Origin of the sequence: Cryptosporangium japonicum (genome assembly GCF_039524755.1) — a bacterium.
In the GTDB taxonomy this organism is placed as follows: Bacteria; Actinomycetota; Actinomycetes; order Mycobacteriales; family Cryptosporangiaceae; genus Cryptosporangium; species Cryptosporangium japonicum.
The window spans coordinates 274,477-289,255 of record NZ_BAAAGX010000009.1; the positions used below are offsets into that span (position 1 = coordinate 274,477).

16 protein-coding genes are annotated in these 14,779 nt (G+C 71.8%); 6 read left to right on the forward strand and 10 right to left on the reverse strand.

Translation table 11 applies throughout. The features are described from left to right. Positions 1-37 precede the first annotated feature (37 nt). Genes ABD437_RS12725 through ABD437_RS12750 form a run of 6 tightly spaced genes read right to left on the reverse strand, consistent with a single transcriptional unit; the run spans position 38 to position 6,479 of the window. Positions 38-1,759, reverse strand: a complete 1,722-nt coding sequence (locus tag ABD437_RS12725; protein ID WP_344648982.1) for a GAF domain-containing SpoIIE family protein phosphatase — start codon at positions 1,757-1,759, stop codon at positions 38-40. Between the two features lie 42 nt (positions 1,760-1,801). Next, the gene (locus ABD437_RS12730; RefSeq protein ID WP_344648983.1) at positions 1,802-2,959 is read right to left on the reverse strand and encodes a serine hydrolase domain-containing protein; all 1,158 of its coding nucleotides are present in this window, start codon (positions 2,957-2,959) and stop codon (positions 1,802-1,804) included. A 33-nt stretch (positions 2,960-2,992) separates the two neighbouring features. Continuing rightward, the gene (locus ABD437_RS12735) at positions 2,993-4,339 is read right to left on the reverse strand and encodes an FAD-dependent monooxygenase (protein WP_344648984.1); all 1,347 of its coding nucleotides are present in this window, start codon (positions 4,337-4,339) and stop codon (positions 2,993-2,995) included. 51 nt (positions 4,340-4,390) lie between these two features. Further along, positions 4,391-5,323, reverse strand: coding sequence for a PDR/VanB family oxidoreductase (locus ABD437_RS12740; protein WP_344648985.1), 933 nt, complete (start codon positions 5,321-5,323; stop codon positions 4,391-4,393). 2 nt (positions 5,324-5,325) lie between these two features. Continuing rightward, positions 5,326-5,793, reverse strand: coding sequence for an MOSC domain-containing protein (locus tag ABD437_RS12745; RefSeq protein WP_344648986.1), 468 nt, complete (start codon positions 5,791-5,793; stop codon positions 5,326-5,328). Then, the gene (locus ABD437_RS12750; RefSeq protein WP_344648987.1) at positions 5,790-6,479 is read right to left on the reverse strand and encodes an alpha/beta fold hydrolase; all 690 of its coding nucleotides are present in this window, start codon (positions 6,477-6,479) and stop codon (positions 5,790-5,792) included. Before ABD437_RS12750 ends, ABD437_RS12745 begins: the two co-directional genes overlap by 4 nt. A gap of 50 nt (positions 6,480-6,529) precedes the next feature. Between ABD437_RS12750 and ABD437_RS12755 the strand changes: the two genes are divergently transcribed. After that, entirely contained in the window at positions 6,530-7,216 is a 687-nt protein-coding gene (locus ABD437_RS12755) for a FadR/GntR family transcriptional regulator (protein WP_344648988.1), read from the forward strand. A gap of 2 nt (positions 7,217-7,218) precedes the next feature. Here the strand turns inward: ABD437_RS12755 and ABD437_RS12760 are convergent, their stop codons facing one another. Both ABD437_RS12760 and ABD437_RS12765 read right to left on the reverse strand, forming a co-directional pair. Continuing rightward, positions 7,219-7,590: a RidA family protein gene (locus ABD437_RS12760; RefSeq protein WP_344648989.1), complete on the reverse strand. Its 372-nt coding sequence runs from the start codon at positions 7,588-7,590 to the stop codon at positions 7,219-7,221. A 111-nt stretch (positions 7,591-7,701) separates the two neighbouring features. Beyond that, positions 7,702-8,289 carry a TetR/AcrR family transcriptional regulator C-terminal domain-containing protein gene (locus ABD437_RS12765; RefSeq protein WP_344648990.1) on the reverse strand — a complete coding sequence of 196 codons (588 nt, stop codon included), beginning with the start codon at positions 8,287-8,289 and terminating at the stop codon, positions 7,702-7,704. An 88-nt stretch (positions 8,290-8,377) separates the two neighbouring features. On the opposite strand from ABD437_RS12765, the gene ABD437_RS12770 reads away from it, so the two are divergent. From ABD437_RS12770 to ABD437_RS12785, 4 genes are read left to right on the forward strand one after another with little or no spacing between them, the layout of a single operon-like run. After that, a complete protein-coding gene (locus ABD437_RS12770; protein ID WP_344648991.1) occupies positions 8,378-9,307 on the forward strand; it encodes an acetamidase/formamidase family protein in 930 nt (309 codons plus the stop codon). A 29-nt stretch (positions 9,308-9,336) separates the two neighbouring features. After that, on the forward strand, positions 9,337-9,780 hold the full coding sequence (locus ABD437_RS12775) for a DUF4396 domain-containing protein (protein WP_344648992.1): 444 nt from the start codon (positions 9,337-9,339) through the stop codon (positions 9,778-9,780). A 3-nt stretch (positions 9,781-9,783) separates the two neighbouring features. Continuing rightward, a complete protein-coding gene (locus ABD437_RS12780) occupies positions 9,784-10,401 on the forward strand; it encodes a hypothetical protein (protein ID WP_344648993.1) in 618 nt (205 codons plus the stop codon). Then, positions 10,398-11,543, forward strand: a complete 1,146-nt coding sequence (locus ABD437_RS12785; RefSeq protein ID WP_344648994.1) for a PrsW family intramembrane metalloprotease — start codon at positions 10,398-10,400, stop codon at positions 11,541-11,543. The genes ABD437_RS12780 and ABD437_RS12785 overlap by 4 nt, the downstream gene beginning before the upstream one ends. Here the strand turns inward: ABD437_RS12785 and ABD437_RS12790 are convergent. Further along, on the reverse strand, positions 11,520-12,980 hold the full coding sequence (locus ABD437_RS12790; RefSeq protein ID WP_344648995.1) for an alpha/beta hydrolase: 1,461 nt from the start codon (positions 12,978-12,980) through the stop codon (positions 11,520-11,522). The two genes, ABD437_RS12785 and ABD437_RS12790, sit on opposite strands and share 24 nt — an antisense overlap. 90 nt (positions 12,981-13,070) lie before the next feature. Between ABD437_RS12790 and ABD437_RS12795 the strand changes: the two genes are divergently transcribed. Continuing rightward, the gene (locus ABD437_RS12795; RefSeq protein WP_344648996.1) at positions 13,071-13,775 is read left to right on the forward strand and encodes an endonuclease/exonuclease/phosphatase family protein; all 705 of its coding nucleotides are present in this window, start codon (positions 13,071-13,073) and stop codon (positions 13,773-13,775) included. Here the strand turns inward: ABD437_RS12795 and ABD437_RS12800 are convergent. Further along, entirely contained in the window at positions 13,724-14,623 is a 900-nt protein-coding gene (locus ABD437_RS12800; protein ID WP_344648997.1) for a serine/threonine-protein kinase, read from the reverse strand. The genes ABD437_RS12795 and ABD437_RS12800 overlap by 52 nt on opposite strands. Between the last annotated feature and the right edge of the window lie 156 nt (positions 14,624-14,779).

Genomic DNA, 14,779 nt, shown 5'->3' on the forward strand with positions numbered 1-14,779 from the left:
CGCCATCCTGCACCTCCCCACTGACAGAACAAGTCAGCTATGTATCGGGCGTAGCGAGCAGCAGGAGGGCGACGTCGTCGTGCCCCTGGGCGACCGCCGTCTCGATCAGCAGGTCGGCCAGCGGCTCCAGCGGCGTGTCGGAGTGGGAACCCAGGAACTCCCCCAGCCGCTCCAACCCCAGATCCACCGGCATCCGCCGGCTCTCCACCAACCCGTCGGTGTGCAGCAGCAGCCGCGACCCCGGCGGCAGCGTCACCGAGTGGTCCCGCCGGGACAGATCCCGGCCCAGCCCGATCAGCGGATCCGTTCCGGGCAGCAGTCGCGCCGCACCGGACGAAACGAGCGTCGGCGGCGGATGCCCGGCGTTCGACCAGGTCAACTGGTACCCGCCGGCCGGCACCGGATCCAGGTACCCGAGCAGGACGGTCGCCAGACCGGACGTGCCCAGCGCCATTCCGGTGCGCTCGAGCCGGCGCAGCACCCACGACGGTGATTCCTGCCGGTCGACGATCAGCGTCCGCAACGTGCTGCGGTACTGGCTCATCGTCGCGGCCGCCTCCACGCTGTGCCCGACGACGTCCCCGATGACCAGCGCGAGCCGCCCACCGTCGAAGGCGATCGCGTCGTACCAGTCGCCGCCGACGTGGTTCTCGTGGTGTGCCGGGGCGTAGCGCGCGGCCATGCGTAGCGGCTCGCACCGTGGGAGCGGCGTGAGCAGCGCTTTCTGCATCGTCGCGGCCGCCGTTCGCCGGTCGTCGAGCACGCCGGCCCTGGTCACGGCGTGCGCCACGTAGCCGGCGAGCGCGCCCAGCATCGCCTGCTGATCGGCGTCCGGAGCGAACGGCTTTTTCCAGACGAACGTCAGTGAGCCGAGCGGGCCGCGCGGACCCGGCAGGGGCCAGCTCGCCGCCGCCTGCCAGCCGAGCTCCTCGAACGTCGACAGGGCGTCCGGGGTGCGTGCCGCCACCGCGGCGAGGTCGGGCAGCAGCACCACCTCACCGGTGCCCGCCGCCAGCGCCGACGGCGTCCGGACGTCCTCGCTATAGCGCGACCACCGCTCGCCCAGGTGCGTCGGCAGGTACTGGCCCGACGCCAGCACCACCTCACGCCCGGGCGCGAGTTCGGAGATCCCCACGTACGCGGGGTCGAGCATCGTCGTGACCAGCTCGTGCACCGTCGCCACGACGTCGTCGAGCGTCGTCGTGGCGGCCAGCGCGGACGCGGCGCTCAGCAGCAGCCGGCTCCGCGCGAACGACGCGGCGACGTCGTGCGACGCGATCCGCAGCCGGAGACTGTCCGAGCACGCCGCGGCCAGGTCCTTGAGCAGCGACAGTTCCCGTTCGGTCCAGTCGCGAGGCACGTGGTCGATCGCGCAGAGCGACCCGAGCACCTGGCCGTCGGCGTCGGTGAGCGGCATCCCCGCGTACCCGACGACGCCCAGATCGGTGATGGCGAGGTTGTCGTGCACCCGCTGGTCGTTGCGCGCGTCGACCACGACGAGCGGCGAAGCGCTCGCGACCACGTGCTGGCAGAACGAGTGGCTCAACGGCGTCTCGCGCTGCTGCGCCCACGGGTCGCCGAGCCCGCAGGCTCCCGGGAAGATCTGCCGCTCGTCGGTGACCAGCGAAACCAGCGCGACCGGAACGTCGAGCACGGTGCGGACCATCTCGGCGAACCGGTCGAACATCGCGTCGGCGGCGGCGTCCAACCCGGTCCGTCCCAGGGCGTCCAGCCGCAGTACGGACGAGAGTTCGCTCACCGGAATGAAAATACGCTGAGCAGCGGAGTAACGCGCGGCGAGTCAGCGATCGAGCGCCGCCCAGAAATCCCGGTACAGGCTCGACTGGACCGGCATGCCCGACCGCTGCGTCAGCAGGATCCCGATCGTTTCCGACGCCGGGTCGGCCCAGCACGACGTGCCCAGCCCGCCGTCCCAGCCGAACCGTCCGGACGGGGTCACCGCCAGCCCGAAGCCCCAGCCGTGGTCGGAGAAGAAGTCCGGGAAGAAGCGGGCGTTGGCCCGGGCCGCCGGCGACAGCTGGTCGGTCGTCATCGCGGCCACCGACTGGCGGGTCAGCAGCCAGTCGCCGCCCGCGCGCCCACCACGCAGCAGCAGCCGCGCGAACGCCAGCAGGTCGTCGGCCGTGGAGACGAGCCCGCCGGCGGCGGACGGGTAGGTCGGCCGCTCCCGCCACTCGCTCCCCCACGACGCCGGGTCGTAGACGTCCAGCTGGCCGCCCCGCGGATCCTGCGTGTACGCGGGCGGCACCCGGTCGAGCTTCTCCGCCGGGACGGCGAAGCCGGTGTCCACCATCCCGAGCGGATCGAACACCCGCTCCTGCAACAACACTTCCAACGTCTGTCCGGACGCCCGGGACAGCAGAATCCCCAGCACGTCCGCCCCGATGCTGTACATCCAGCCCTCGCCGGGGTGGTGCACGAGCGGGAGCTCACCGAGCCGCCGGAGCCACTCGTCGGGGCTGTCGGAGTGTTCGGGGATCGGCGGGCCGTTCATGACCCGGAGCTCGTTGGCCGCCCGGCGCAGCGGCGCGTCACCCGCTCCGAAGAACAGGCCGAAGCCCCAGGTGTTGGTCAACAGGTGCCGCAGCGTGATCGGTGTCGTCGCCGGCTCGGTGTCGTCGAGTTCGGCGGTGAACGAACGCAGCACCCGCCGGGAGGCGAGCTCGGGCAGCCAGAGATCGACCGGCTCGTCGAGACCGAGCCGGTCCTCCTCGGCCAGCATCAACGCGGCCACGGCGACGATCGGCACGGTCATCGCGCCGATCCGGAAGATCGTGTCGCGACGCAGCGGGGTCCGACCTTCGACGTCCGCCGTCCCGGCCACCTCGACGGTCACGTCGTCTCCGCGGCTCACCACCGCGAGCGCGCCCGGCGCCCGCCCCGCCGCCACGTACGCGGCGAGCACGTCCGGCACCTCGATCGTCGTCACGTCCGCCATACGGGACAGCTTCTCAGTTGATCACCCGATCGCTCACCCCGCTTCGGCGGCGAACCACGGGACGGCCGGACGTTCGGTGCTCGCGCCGACCCACGCCACGTAGCCGTCGGGACGCACGAGCGCGGATTCACCGCCGACGTCGACCAGAACCGGACGTCCCGAGCGGAGCGCGGTGAACAGCGAGCCGCCGTCCCGGAGCGGCCGGTCCGACGCCCTCGTGCCGACGAGCGGGTGCGCGCCGACCGGAGCCGGATAGCGGACGGCCAGCCCGGACAGCCGCTCGGCGAGGCTGCGCGCCAGTTGCGGCTGCTCCCCGATCAGTTCGCCCAGCAGAGCGCGCAGTTCCCGACCGGCCGGGGAGAAGTTGCTCATCAGGGCGGTCTGCGCCTGAGTGCTGCGGAGCAGGTCCCGCCCGACCGGGTGCCGCTCGTCGTGATAGCTGTCGAGGAGTTCGTCACCGGCACGGCCCTGCACGACGGCCGCGAGCTTCCAGCCGAGGTTGGCCGCGTCCTGGATGCCGACGTTCATCCCGACGCCACCCGCGGGCATGTGCTGGTGGGCGGCGTCACCGGCCAGCAGCACGCGTCCTGTGCGGTAGCGCTCGGCCTGGCGGGCCGCGTTGCCGAATTTCGACAGCCAGACCGGCGTGTGGAGACCCCAGTCGGTGCCGGCCACCGCGGTCACCCGGGCCCGCACGTCGTCGAGGGTGAGCTCGGCACCGGTGTCACCGGCGTCGATGCCCACCAGCCGGTGGATGCCGCCCGGGAGCGGGACGCCCATCACCTGGCCGTGCTCGGTGTAGTAGCTGAAGATCGGCGTCTCCGGAGGCTCCGCGAGCGTGACGTCCGCCAGCCAACCGAACACGGTCGACGGCGTCCCGACGTACGGAATGCCGACCGACTCCCGCACGAGGCTGCGAACGCCGTCACAACCGACCAGCCACGCGGCCTCCAGCGTGGTCCCGTCCTCGGTGGTCACCTCGACCGAGCCTGTCCCGGCCCGGACGGCCGTGACGCGGCGACCGCGGCGGATGTCCGCACCGGCCGCACGGGCGTGCTGCTCGAGTAGTTCCTCGGTGCGCGCCTGCGGCACGGCCAGCGTGAACGGATAGGGCGTGTCCAGCACGCTGAAGTCGAGCCGCTCGTCGAGCACCGCGAAGTGGCCGCTCGGAATCCGCACGCCTTCCGCCAGCAGCGGCTCGGCCAACCCGCGGCACGCGAGGATCTCGATCGTCCGCGGATGGATCGTCAACGCCTTGGAGTGCGGGTCGGGCTCGAGCCGGGTCTCGAACACGGTCACCGACACGCCGGCCAGCCGTAGTTCAGCGGCGAGCCACAGCCCGACCGGACCCGCGCCGACGATCGCCACCTGAGCATCCATGCCGCCTCCTCTTGGTCACTGACCAAGAGTCTAGGTCAGTGACCAAGAGAGTCACAACAGGAGGCGCAGCACCCCGTCCCCGCGGGACACGCACGCGAGCATCGACGACTCGCGCTGGGACGCCGAGAGCACCAGATCGCGGTGGACGGGCGTGCCGGCGACGACACCGACACGGCAGGAGCGGCAGAGCCCGCCCTCGCAGGAGCTGTCGACGGTGACCCCGGCCTCGCGCAGCACCTCGAGCAGCGTTCGATCCGCCGGGACGTGGAGCGTCTTGCGGCTCGCGACGAGCTCGACGTCGAAGGGGGCACCGCGGTCCGACACCGCGCCGACGAAACGCTCCCGGTGGACGGTGCCGTCGGGCCACCCCGCGGCCGCGGCTTCGACCGCGTCGCCGAGCGACGGCGGCCCGCAGCAGTACACGTGCTCACCGGGCGTGTGCTCGGCGAGCAGGCCCGCCACGTCGAGCCGCCGTCCTTCGTCCGAGGGGTAGAGGGTGACCGCATCCGCGAGGTCCTCGACCTCGGCCAGGAAGGCCGCACGGCTCCGCGTCGCAACGCAGTAGTGCACTTCGACGCGCGACCCCGGCGGACGGTCGCGGAGCATGCCGAGGATCGGCGTGATCCCGATCCCGCCCGCGATCAGGACGTGCCGCGACGCGGCGGCGGCGAGCGCGAAGTCGTCCTGCGGATGGGTCAGGTAGAACTCGTCGCCGACCCGGGCGGCGGTGTGCAGGTACTCCGAGCCGCCACGACCGCCGGGTTCCCGCTGCACCCCCACGCGATACGCACCGCGGTTCGACGGGTCGCCGCAGAGCGAATAGCTGCGCCGGACGCCGTCGGGCAACCGCAGGATGACGTGGGCGCCTCCGCGCCACGGCGGCAGTTCGGGCCTGGTCACCGGCACGAACGTCAACGAGCGGATGCCCTCCGCTTCGTCCCTGACACCAGCCAGACGCACCTTGATCAGCAGTTTCGGCGCCATCGTCAGACCGGTTCGACGACGTCACCGGGGCGGATGACGCCACCGGTGACGATCCGGCAGTTCAGGCCCGACCGGTTGATCAGCGGTGTGAACACCGGCCGGTCGAGCAGGTCCTCCAGATAGGTGCACGGGACGTTGAGCCGACCGGCGTAGAGCACCACCTCACCGACCCGGAACCGCGTTCCGACCAGATGGTTGAGCGGGACGCCCCGGGTCAGCAGGTTCCGGCGGGTCTCCTCCGGACGCAACGTCAGCTGGTGGTCCCGCGCCAGCGCGTCGAGCGTCTCCTGCTCGATGAGGGTGACCTGCCGGTCTTCGTGCGGCAGGTACGAGTAGTGCCCGCGCCCGGTGGCGTAGCGGTCGCCTTCGATGCCGACGCCGGCCACCAGCCGCGCCTCGGAGCGCTCGGTCATCTCCACCGAAGCCAGCTCGGCGGTGTGAATGGCCAGCAGCGTGCCCTGCCAGCTCATGACGCCAGCCCCAGCAGCACGCCCGCCACCCGTTCGGGGAACTGGAGCGGTAGCGCGTGCCCGGCGTCGGACCAGGTGAGGACCGTGGCGCCGGCCGCGGCGGCGGCAGCGGCGGTCGCGTCGAACAGGGGCGAAGCCGCGCCTTGCACGTACGTGGTCGGTACCGTGTGCCGCGAGGCCGGGAGCTTCTCGCGGTGGGTCAGCACCGGCATGGGGGTCGCCCGGTCGGTCAGGGCCGCGACCTCACCCGGATCGGTGATGCCCAGCACGCCGACGTCGATCATCGGCCAACCCCACGGGTGTTCCGGCGGTGGCTCGCCGAACAGCCCTTCGAGCACCGGGAGCACGTCGAACGCCGACTGCCCGGCCTCGGGACGGAACGCGTCCAGGTAGACCAGGTGCGCGAGCCGCTCCGGGACCGTGCCGGCGACACCGGTGACGACCATGCCGCCGTAGCTGTGGCCGACCAGGACGACGTCGTCGAGGTCTTCCCACTGCAGCAGCCTCGTGATGTCGGCGATGTGGGTGGAGAGCCCGATGTCGGGCCCGGCCAGGTGGCCGCGATCGGCCAGGCCGGTGAGGCTGGGCGCGAGCACGCGGTGGCCGGCGGCCTCGAGGAGCGGCCGGACGTGTTCCCAGCTCCAGCCGCCCGACCAGGAACCGTGGACGAGGACGTAGGTGGTCATCTCGGATCTCCTCGGCGGTCGGTGGGGCAACGCTGTCGTAACCTTGCGGCGTGACCGAGGACCGGCGGCAGATCGCGATGCCCACGCGCCGACTCCTCGTCGATCAGGTGATCGCGAGCCTCCGCGAACTCGTCGAGCACGAGGGCCTCACGGTCGGCGACCGGTTGCCGAGCGAGCCCCAGCTCGCCGAACGGCTCGGCGTGGGGCGCTCCACCCTGCGCGAGGCGATCCGCGCGCTCTCGCACACCGGCCTGCTGGAGACCCGGCAGGGCCGCGGCACGTTCGTCGCGCAGGACCCCGGCCTCCCGGCGCGTTTCGCCGCCGCACGGGTGGTGGAGGTCTTCGAGGTGCGCCGGGCGCTCGAGGTGTTGATCGCCCAGCTGGCCGCCGTCCGGCGAACCAGCCAGCACGTCGAGCGGCTGCGGAGCGCGCTGGCGGACTGCCGCCGGCATGCCGACGCCGGCGACATTCCGGCCTTCATCACGGCCGACTCGATGTTTCACCAGGTCGCGGCCGAGGCCACCGGTAACTCGGTGCTGGTCGAGATGTACGGGGCGCTGCGTCCGCCGTTGGAGGGTGCGCTGGGCGTCGTCGCCGACATCGTGGTTCCGCAGCAGGCGAACGATCGGCACGAGGTGCTGCTCGACGCGATCGTGGCCGGCAACGCCGACGCGGCGGTCGCGGCCACCGCCGCCCACCTGGACGAGACCGTCGCGCTGTTCGCGCGGGAAGGCTGACCTCACGGGCCGGAGACGGCCGCGAGGCCGTCGATCTCGATCAGCCACTCCGGCAGGCCGAGCGCGGCGACACCGAGCCACGTACTCGGCACCAGCGGCCAATCGTCACCGAAGACGCGCCGGCCGGCGCCGAACACCGGCTCGATCAGCGCCGGTGAGGAGTCCACCACGTGGATCGTGTACTTCACGAGGTCGGCCGGTGCGGCGCCGGCGGCCGTCAACGCGAGGCGGAAGTTCCGGAAGGCCTGCTCGGCCTGCAGCCCGTAGTCGCCGGCGCCGACGAGCGCACCGGTGGCGTCGAGAGCCACTTGCCCGGCGATCGTCACCAGCCTGGCCCCCGGCGGTGACACCGCGACGTGGGAGTAGAGGTTCATTACGGGCGGGGCCAACGTTGGCGGGTTGATTCGCTGAACAACCATGGCGAACTCCGAGGTCGGGAGAGCCATCAGGTCATCAGACAAGTTGAAGTGCTGTCAAGCCTCGGTTCAGCGCGCGAGGATGCGCTCTAGTCCGAATTCGAAGCGCTCGTCGAAGTCGTTCGCGGCCAGGTAGGGCCGGATCCGCGTCAACGCGGGGTGGCCGCCGACATCGAGCTTCACCGCCAGGTGCTCGTCCGGTGACTGCTGCTCTTCCTGGACGAGCCCGAGAGTGAAGTAGATCAGCGTCCAACACGTCCACCCGGCCGCGCGCTCGTCGAACCCGGCGTCGAGGATCGCGGCCGCGAGCGCCTCACCGAACGCGAACGTGCCCGGCTCGGCCGGGAACGTCCCGGCGACGACTCGACCGCCGTCCCGGTGCGCGAGCAGGGTCCGGCGATAACGACGCAGCAACTCGCGGGCCCGCTCGCCACCCGCCGACGGCAAGCGGTCGAGCCGGATCTCGCCGACGACGGCGTCGGCCAGCAGATCACGCAGGCCGGCCTTGGTCTTCACGTGCCAGGACACCGTGTTCAGCCGGACACCGATCCGCGCGGCGACCGCCCGCAACGTCACCGCGTCGAGGCCCGACTCGTCCAGCAGATCGAGCGCCGCGCGGACGATTTCGGCCCGACGGTCCGGAGATCCACTGTCCACGGCGTCAGCCTAGGACCATTGACAGCAGCGGACGGCGGCGCGGACACTCTCCAGTCATCTGATGACCTGCTGACTCCGGGAATCGCGTATGGCCATCCATGAACTCACCGGCCCACCGCACCGACTCTGGTCCACCACGCACGAGCCCGCCATCACCGTCGCCGACGGGGACTCGGTGCGGTTCTTCATCCAGGAAGCCCTCGGCGGTCAGTTCGACGCGCTGAACACCGGGGACTCGGTGCCCGACCTCGACTGGGACGCGGTCTACCCGATGGCGGGTCCGATCCTCGTCGCCGATGCCGAACCCGGCGACGTCCTCGAGATCGAAGTTCTCGACGTTACCCCAATCGACTGGGGCTGGACGGCGATCGTGCCCGGGCTCGGCCTGCTCGCCGCCGACTTCCCGGAGTCCGCGTTCCACCGCTGGGACCTGTCGTCGGGCCGCCACGCCGACTTCAAGGGGGCCGCCCGGATCCCGATCCGGCCGTTCCTCGGCGTCATGGGCGTCTGCCCGGACGTCGTGGAGCCGCAGCCGGTCCTGCCGCCCGGCCACTTCGGCGGCAACCTCGACTGCCGCGACCTGGTCGCCGGCTCGAAGCTCTACCTGCCCGTGCAGACGCCGGGTGCGCGGCTCGCACTGGCCGACTCGCACGCCGCCCAGGGTGACGGCGAGGTCTGCGTCAGCGCCATCGAGGCGTCGGCCCACGGCGAGGTCCGCCTGCGCCTGCACAAAGGTCGCACCATCTCCGGCCCCCAGCTGCGGACACCGGGGCCGTTGCGCGCCGGGCTCGAGGACGCCGGCTGGTACGCGACGACCGGTGTCGGCCCCGACCTCATGGCCGCCGCGCAGGACGCGGTCAGGGCGATGATCGACCACCTCGGGCGCGAGTACGGGCTGGGCCCGGTGGACGCGTATCTGCTCTGCAGTGTCGCCGTCGACCTCAAGGTCACCGAAGTCGTCGACGCTCCGAACTGGGTCGTCGGTGCCTATCTCCCGGTGGGGATCATGACCGGCTGAACCTACCCCCAGGGGGTATATTCGATGCCATGGACACCACCGGCTGGCGGCCCGCCTTACAGGCCACACTGCACTGCCTCACCGGGTGCGCGATCGGCGAGGTGCTCGGCATGGTCATCGGCACGTCGCTGGGCTGGCACAACGCGGCCACGGTCGTGCTGTCGATCGCGCTGGCGTTCGTCTTCGGGTACGCGCTGACGATGCGCGGCGTCCTCGCGGCCGGGGTGACGTTCCGGCAGGCGCTGAGCGTCGCGCTCGCGGCCGACACGGTCTCGATCGCGGTGATGGAGGTCGTCGACAACGGTGTGGTGCTGGCGGTGCCCGGTGCGATGGACGCCGGGCTCGGCAGCGTGCTGTTCTGGGGCTCGCTGGCGGTCTCACTGCTCATCGCGTTCGTGGTGACCACACCGGTCAACCGGTGGATGATCGGTCGAGGCCGTGGTCACGCCGTGGTTCACCAGTACCATCACTGACTCGTGAACACGAGTCAGCCCGACGGCTGGGTCCCGGTCGAGCACCGGTTCCTGGGCCTCGATCGCCGGCAGCTCCGTCCCGCCCTGTTCGTCCTCGTGGTGGGCCTGGTGCTCATCTACGGGTTCCAGGGCCTCAACGCACTGATTCCCTGGGACAACCCCACGAAGGCCGGTGACGTGCTCGCGCTGGGCGACGGCGCCACCGCCGTTCCGCCGGTCGGGTGGCAGCTCGAGGACGGCACGCTGGTCGGCGACGGCTCCGGCAGCGCGGACGTCACGCTGGTCAAGGGCGGAGCGACGATCCACCTGCAGGGCGCCGCGTTCACCGGTTCCGCGACCGCGTTCCTCGACCAGGTGCGCCGCGTCGAGGAACGCTCCCCGGCCGTCACCGGTCCGCGGGCGTCGTTCACCACCGACGCCGGCCTGGTCGGCGTCGTCGAGACCGAGAGCGGGCCGCGCGGCGAAGGGCTCGACGCGGCCTTCAAGCTGGCCGCCGGTGCCGCCGCCGACACCGCGCCCGCGCTGCTCGTCGAGGTGGCCGCGGCGCCCGGCGAGTTCGAGCAGTACCAGGACGAGATCGGCGCGTTCCTGCGCAGCATCACGCCGGAGGAGCGGGCATGACGGCCAAGGACGCCCAGCTCAGCGCCATCGACCAGTCCGGCTGGGGGGTGCCCTACCGGTTCCTCCAGCCGCACAACCCGGTGTTCTGGGTGTACCTGTTCGGGCTCGGTGCCGGTGCCGTCACGATGGTGAAGTTCTTCGGCCCGGCGTTCGGTCCGTACGGTCTGGCGCTCACCAGCGGAATCGTGTTGTTCGGCGGCTACCTGGTGCCGTGGCTGCTGCTGTTGCGTCACCACAACCGGTACACCGCCCAACCCGCCGGCCTGCTGCTGACCGCGTTCCTCTGGGGCGGCATCGCGGCGCCGTTCTGGATCGCGCTCCCGGCCAACGGCGCGCTCCTGGAGGTCTGGTCGAAGCTGCTCGGCCCCGATGGCGCCGGCGACTGGGGCGCCGGGCTGACCGCGCCGATCAACGAGGAGTGGGGCAAGGCACTCGGTCTGATCCTGATCATCGGCCTCGCACCCCGGCTGGTGCGCAGCGCCTACGACGGGTTCATCATCGGTGCCTACATCGGCCTCGGGTTCCAGGTCTTCGAGGACGTCCTCTACGTCTACAACAACGCCCAGGCGACGTTCGGCACGGACCAGTTGGGCTCGACGCTGCAGATCCTGGCGATCCGGGGCGCGGCGGGCATCGTCTCGCACACGTTGTTCAGCGCGATCTTCTGCGCCGGCGTGATGTGGGTACTCGGCCGCACGCCCGGCGACCGGAACGTCGTCCGCGGTGTGCTGACCTGCCTGGTCGCGATGTTCTTCCACTTCAGCTGGGACGACGCGGGCGGCCTGTCGTTCGGCAACCCGGTCGTCGCGACCGTGCTGCCGTGGCTGGTGCTGGTGCCGATCGAACTGGCCGCGCTGTTCTACGTCCTGCGTCGCGCGGCACGCACCGAACGCGGCTGGACGCGGGACCTGCTCGGGCCCGAGGTCGAGTCCGGGGTCGTCGACGCGGAACTGCTCACCGCGGTCAGCGGCCTGCGGAAGGACCGGAAGCGCTACCGCAAGCAGGTGCGGGGGGCGCGGCATCTCGTCGAAGCGGCCGGGGACCTCGCCCACGAGATCGCCGGCGCGCGCGGCGCGGACACGCCCCGGGTGGAGCATGCCCGCGCCGAGGTGCTGCGGCTACGCGCCCAGGTACGGGCGTAGCACGCCGGCGGCGTCCAGCTGTGCCTGCACCGAGGCCTGCACGTCGGCGCCGAGGCCGAAGAACGCGTGCGGGACGCCGGTGTAGCGGCTCAGCGTCGTCGGCACACCGGCCTCGGCCAGCCGCGCCGCGAACAACTCGCCCTGGTCGCGCAGCGGGTCCCGCTCGGCCGTGACGACGTGCGTCGGCGGCATCGCGGCGAGCATCTCCGCCGGTGCCTCCAGCAGCGCGAACCGCGGGTCCAGCGCGTCGGCGGGGTCGGCGAAGAAGTGCGTCAGGAACCAGTCCAGCGTGGGCCGGTCCAGCAGCGCCGCGTCGGCCGAGTCGTCCATCGACGGGGTGTTCTGGGTGGCGGTGGTCAGGGGCGTGATCAGCAGCTGAGCCGCCAGCCCCAGACCGGCGGCGGCCGAAGCGGCGAGGTTCGCGCCCATGGACTCCCCGGCCGCGACCACGCGCGCCGGGTCGCCGTCGATCTCGCCCGCGCTGGCCAGCACCCACTCCAGCACCGCGCGGACGTCGTCGTGCCCGGCCGGGAACGGGTGCTCCGGAGCGAGCCGGTAGTCGACGCTGACGACCAGGCAGTCCAGTTGATCGCAGAGCGCCTGCGCGGACGTGTTCGCCGCCGTTCCCACCACCCCACCGCCGCCGTGGGCGAACACGACGACCGGCAGCACGGTCTCCACCCCGGCCGGCCGGAACAGCACCGTCGGTACGCCGGCGATCGTCCGCCGCTCGACCGGATCGGGCGCGGCCACCGAGACGACGTTGCGGAACGTGGGCTGCTCGCGGGCCTCGTCCGGCGTGAGCGTGTCGAGCGGGCGCGGCTGGAGCCCGGCGAACGCGTCCACCACCCGCTGGGCGTCCTGGTCGAGCAGGCCGGACGCGTCGGTGGCCAGCCGGTCCACCCGGCCGGACGACCGGTCGAGCAGCCCGTCGATCACCGACGTGACCGCCGCGACGATCTTCGACGCCCCCGGCGACACCGGTGCGTCGGGGTGCGCGTGGCTGGGGGCCCGGCGGCGGGCCGCGAGGTACTCGTCGCCGAGCGCACGCAGGTTCGCACCGGACGCGCGCAGCGCCGGGAGCAGATCACCCTCGATCTCGGCGGCGTGCAAGCGGGTGCCTTCGATGAGACGCAGCAACGCCTGCTCGAACTCGGCCTCACCCGGCTCGGCGGCCTCGATCACGGCCAGACGCTCCTTGGCCGAGTGCTGGGCGCTCATCGCGTCGTCGACCGCGGCGTGTTCCTTGAACGCCGGGAACACGACCTGCTCCAGCCCCGCCGAGAGCGACGAGTAGCGGTGCACCAGTTGGTCGGCGAGCGTCCGACGGTCACCGGTGACGTTCTCGAGGTGCTCGAGCAGGCGGAGCACCACCGCGAGGTCGTCGGCGACCGCCCGGTCGACGTCACCGGGGAGCGTGGGGTAGGGCAGAGCCATCGCGTCCTCTCCTGATGCAAGGGGTTGACGCTTCGCTACCCGTTCCGGCTCCCAAACATGTGTCGCCCACCTACGGGGTAAGCGCACGGTATGGCTTCCGTGGTCGTGGCGACGTTCAACATCCAGCACGGGCGTACCGAGGCGGGCACCGTCGAGCCCGGTCTGCTCGGCAAGGCCTGCGCCGAGCTCGGTGCCTCGGTGGTCGCGCTGCAGGAGGTGGACCGGTGCACGACCCGCTCGGGCGGCACCGACCTCACCGCGCTCGCCGCCGAGGAGACCGGCATGCAGTCGTGCTTCGGCGCCGCGATGGAGATGGAGGGCGGCGAGTACGGCAACGCGCTGCTCGTCGACGGTGACCTGGGTGACCGGGAAGTCGTGCTGCTACCGCAGACGTCGCGCTACGAGGGCGCCGAGCAGCGCGTCGCGATCCTGGCGCACGTGCACGCGGCCGGCGAGACGTTCTCGGTCGGCGTCACCCACCTGGACTTCCGGCCGGCGTTGGCCGAGATCCAGCTCGCGGCCGTGATCGACGTCCTGCGTCGCCGCCCGGGCCCGCACCTGCTGATGGGCGACCTGAACCTGCCGCCGTCGGTCGTGGTGCCGGCCGTGGAGGCGGCGGGCTGGAGCGCCACCGCGGGGCTCGAGACGTTCCCGCTGCGCCACCCCGACCGCACCATCGACTACGTGATCACCCAGGGCTTCACCGTGGAGTCACTGCGCACGCAGATCCTGCCGGTCGGTGATCACCGGGCGCTGGTGGCGACCGTGACTCCGAGCGGCGCCGCGCCGGAGTGAGCACGGCGGGGGAAGCAGGTTCGCCGCGGCGGTAGGCGCAGCGCGGACTGGACCTCCGCGAGCGTCGGGCGGTCGGCCGGGTGCCGCGCCATCATCCGCAGCAGGATCGTCCCCAGCGAGCCGGCCTTCCGCGGCCGGCGGGGCGACTCGAACTGCGGGGCCATCAGCGTGGCCCACGCGTCGTCGCCGCTGAACGCGTGCTCACCCTCCACCGCGTAGTACAGCGTCGCGCCGAGCCCGAAGACGTCGACGCCCGGCTCGGGCGGATCGCCGCGCACCTGCTCGGGAGCGGCGTAACCGGCACTGCCCTTGGCCGCGCGGGAGACGATCGCGAGGTCGTCCGCGACGGTGCCGGGCGCCTCGTCGGCCGGCACGCAGCTGCGTGGCTGGGCGATGCCGAAGTCGACGAGCCAGGGGTGGTCGTCGCGGGCGAGCATCACGTTTGACGGTTTCACGTCGCGGTGGACGATCCCCTGCTCGTGCGCGGCATCGAGCGCCGACGCGAGGCTCACCCCGATCCGGGCCACGGCGTCGGGGCCGAGCGGTCCGTCGCTCTGCACCCGCTGCTGGAGCGTCGGGCCCTCGATGGCCAGCATCACGATCCACGGCCGGCTGCGGTACTCGACCACGTCGTACACCGGCACGATGTGGGTGTGGTTGAGCGCGGCCGCGGCCCGCGCTTCCTGGAAGGCCGCCGCGGTCAGCTTCGTCGCGCCGGTCGCGGCCAGGCGGATCTCCTTGATCGCCACCGACCGGCCCAGCACCTGGTCCCGGCCGAGCCAGACGGCCCCCATACCGCCGGCGCCCAGCTCTTTCTGCAATTCGTACCGTCCTGCGATGAGCCGCATCGGCTTCCCCCACCGGATACCAGGGCCCGCTCCTGTCGCTAATCAACGGTAAACGGCGTCGCCCAATGCACCAGGACCCGAATGTGGAGTTCAACCTGCTACTAGATTGTTTTAAAGAACGGCATTTCGGCAGTTGATTCGTGCCACTCGAGTCAC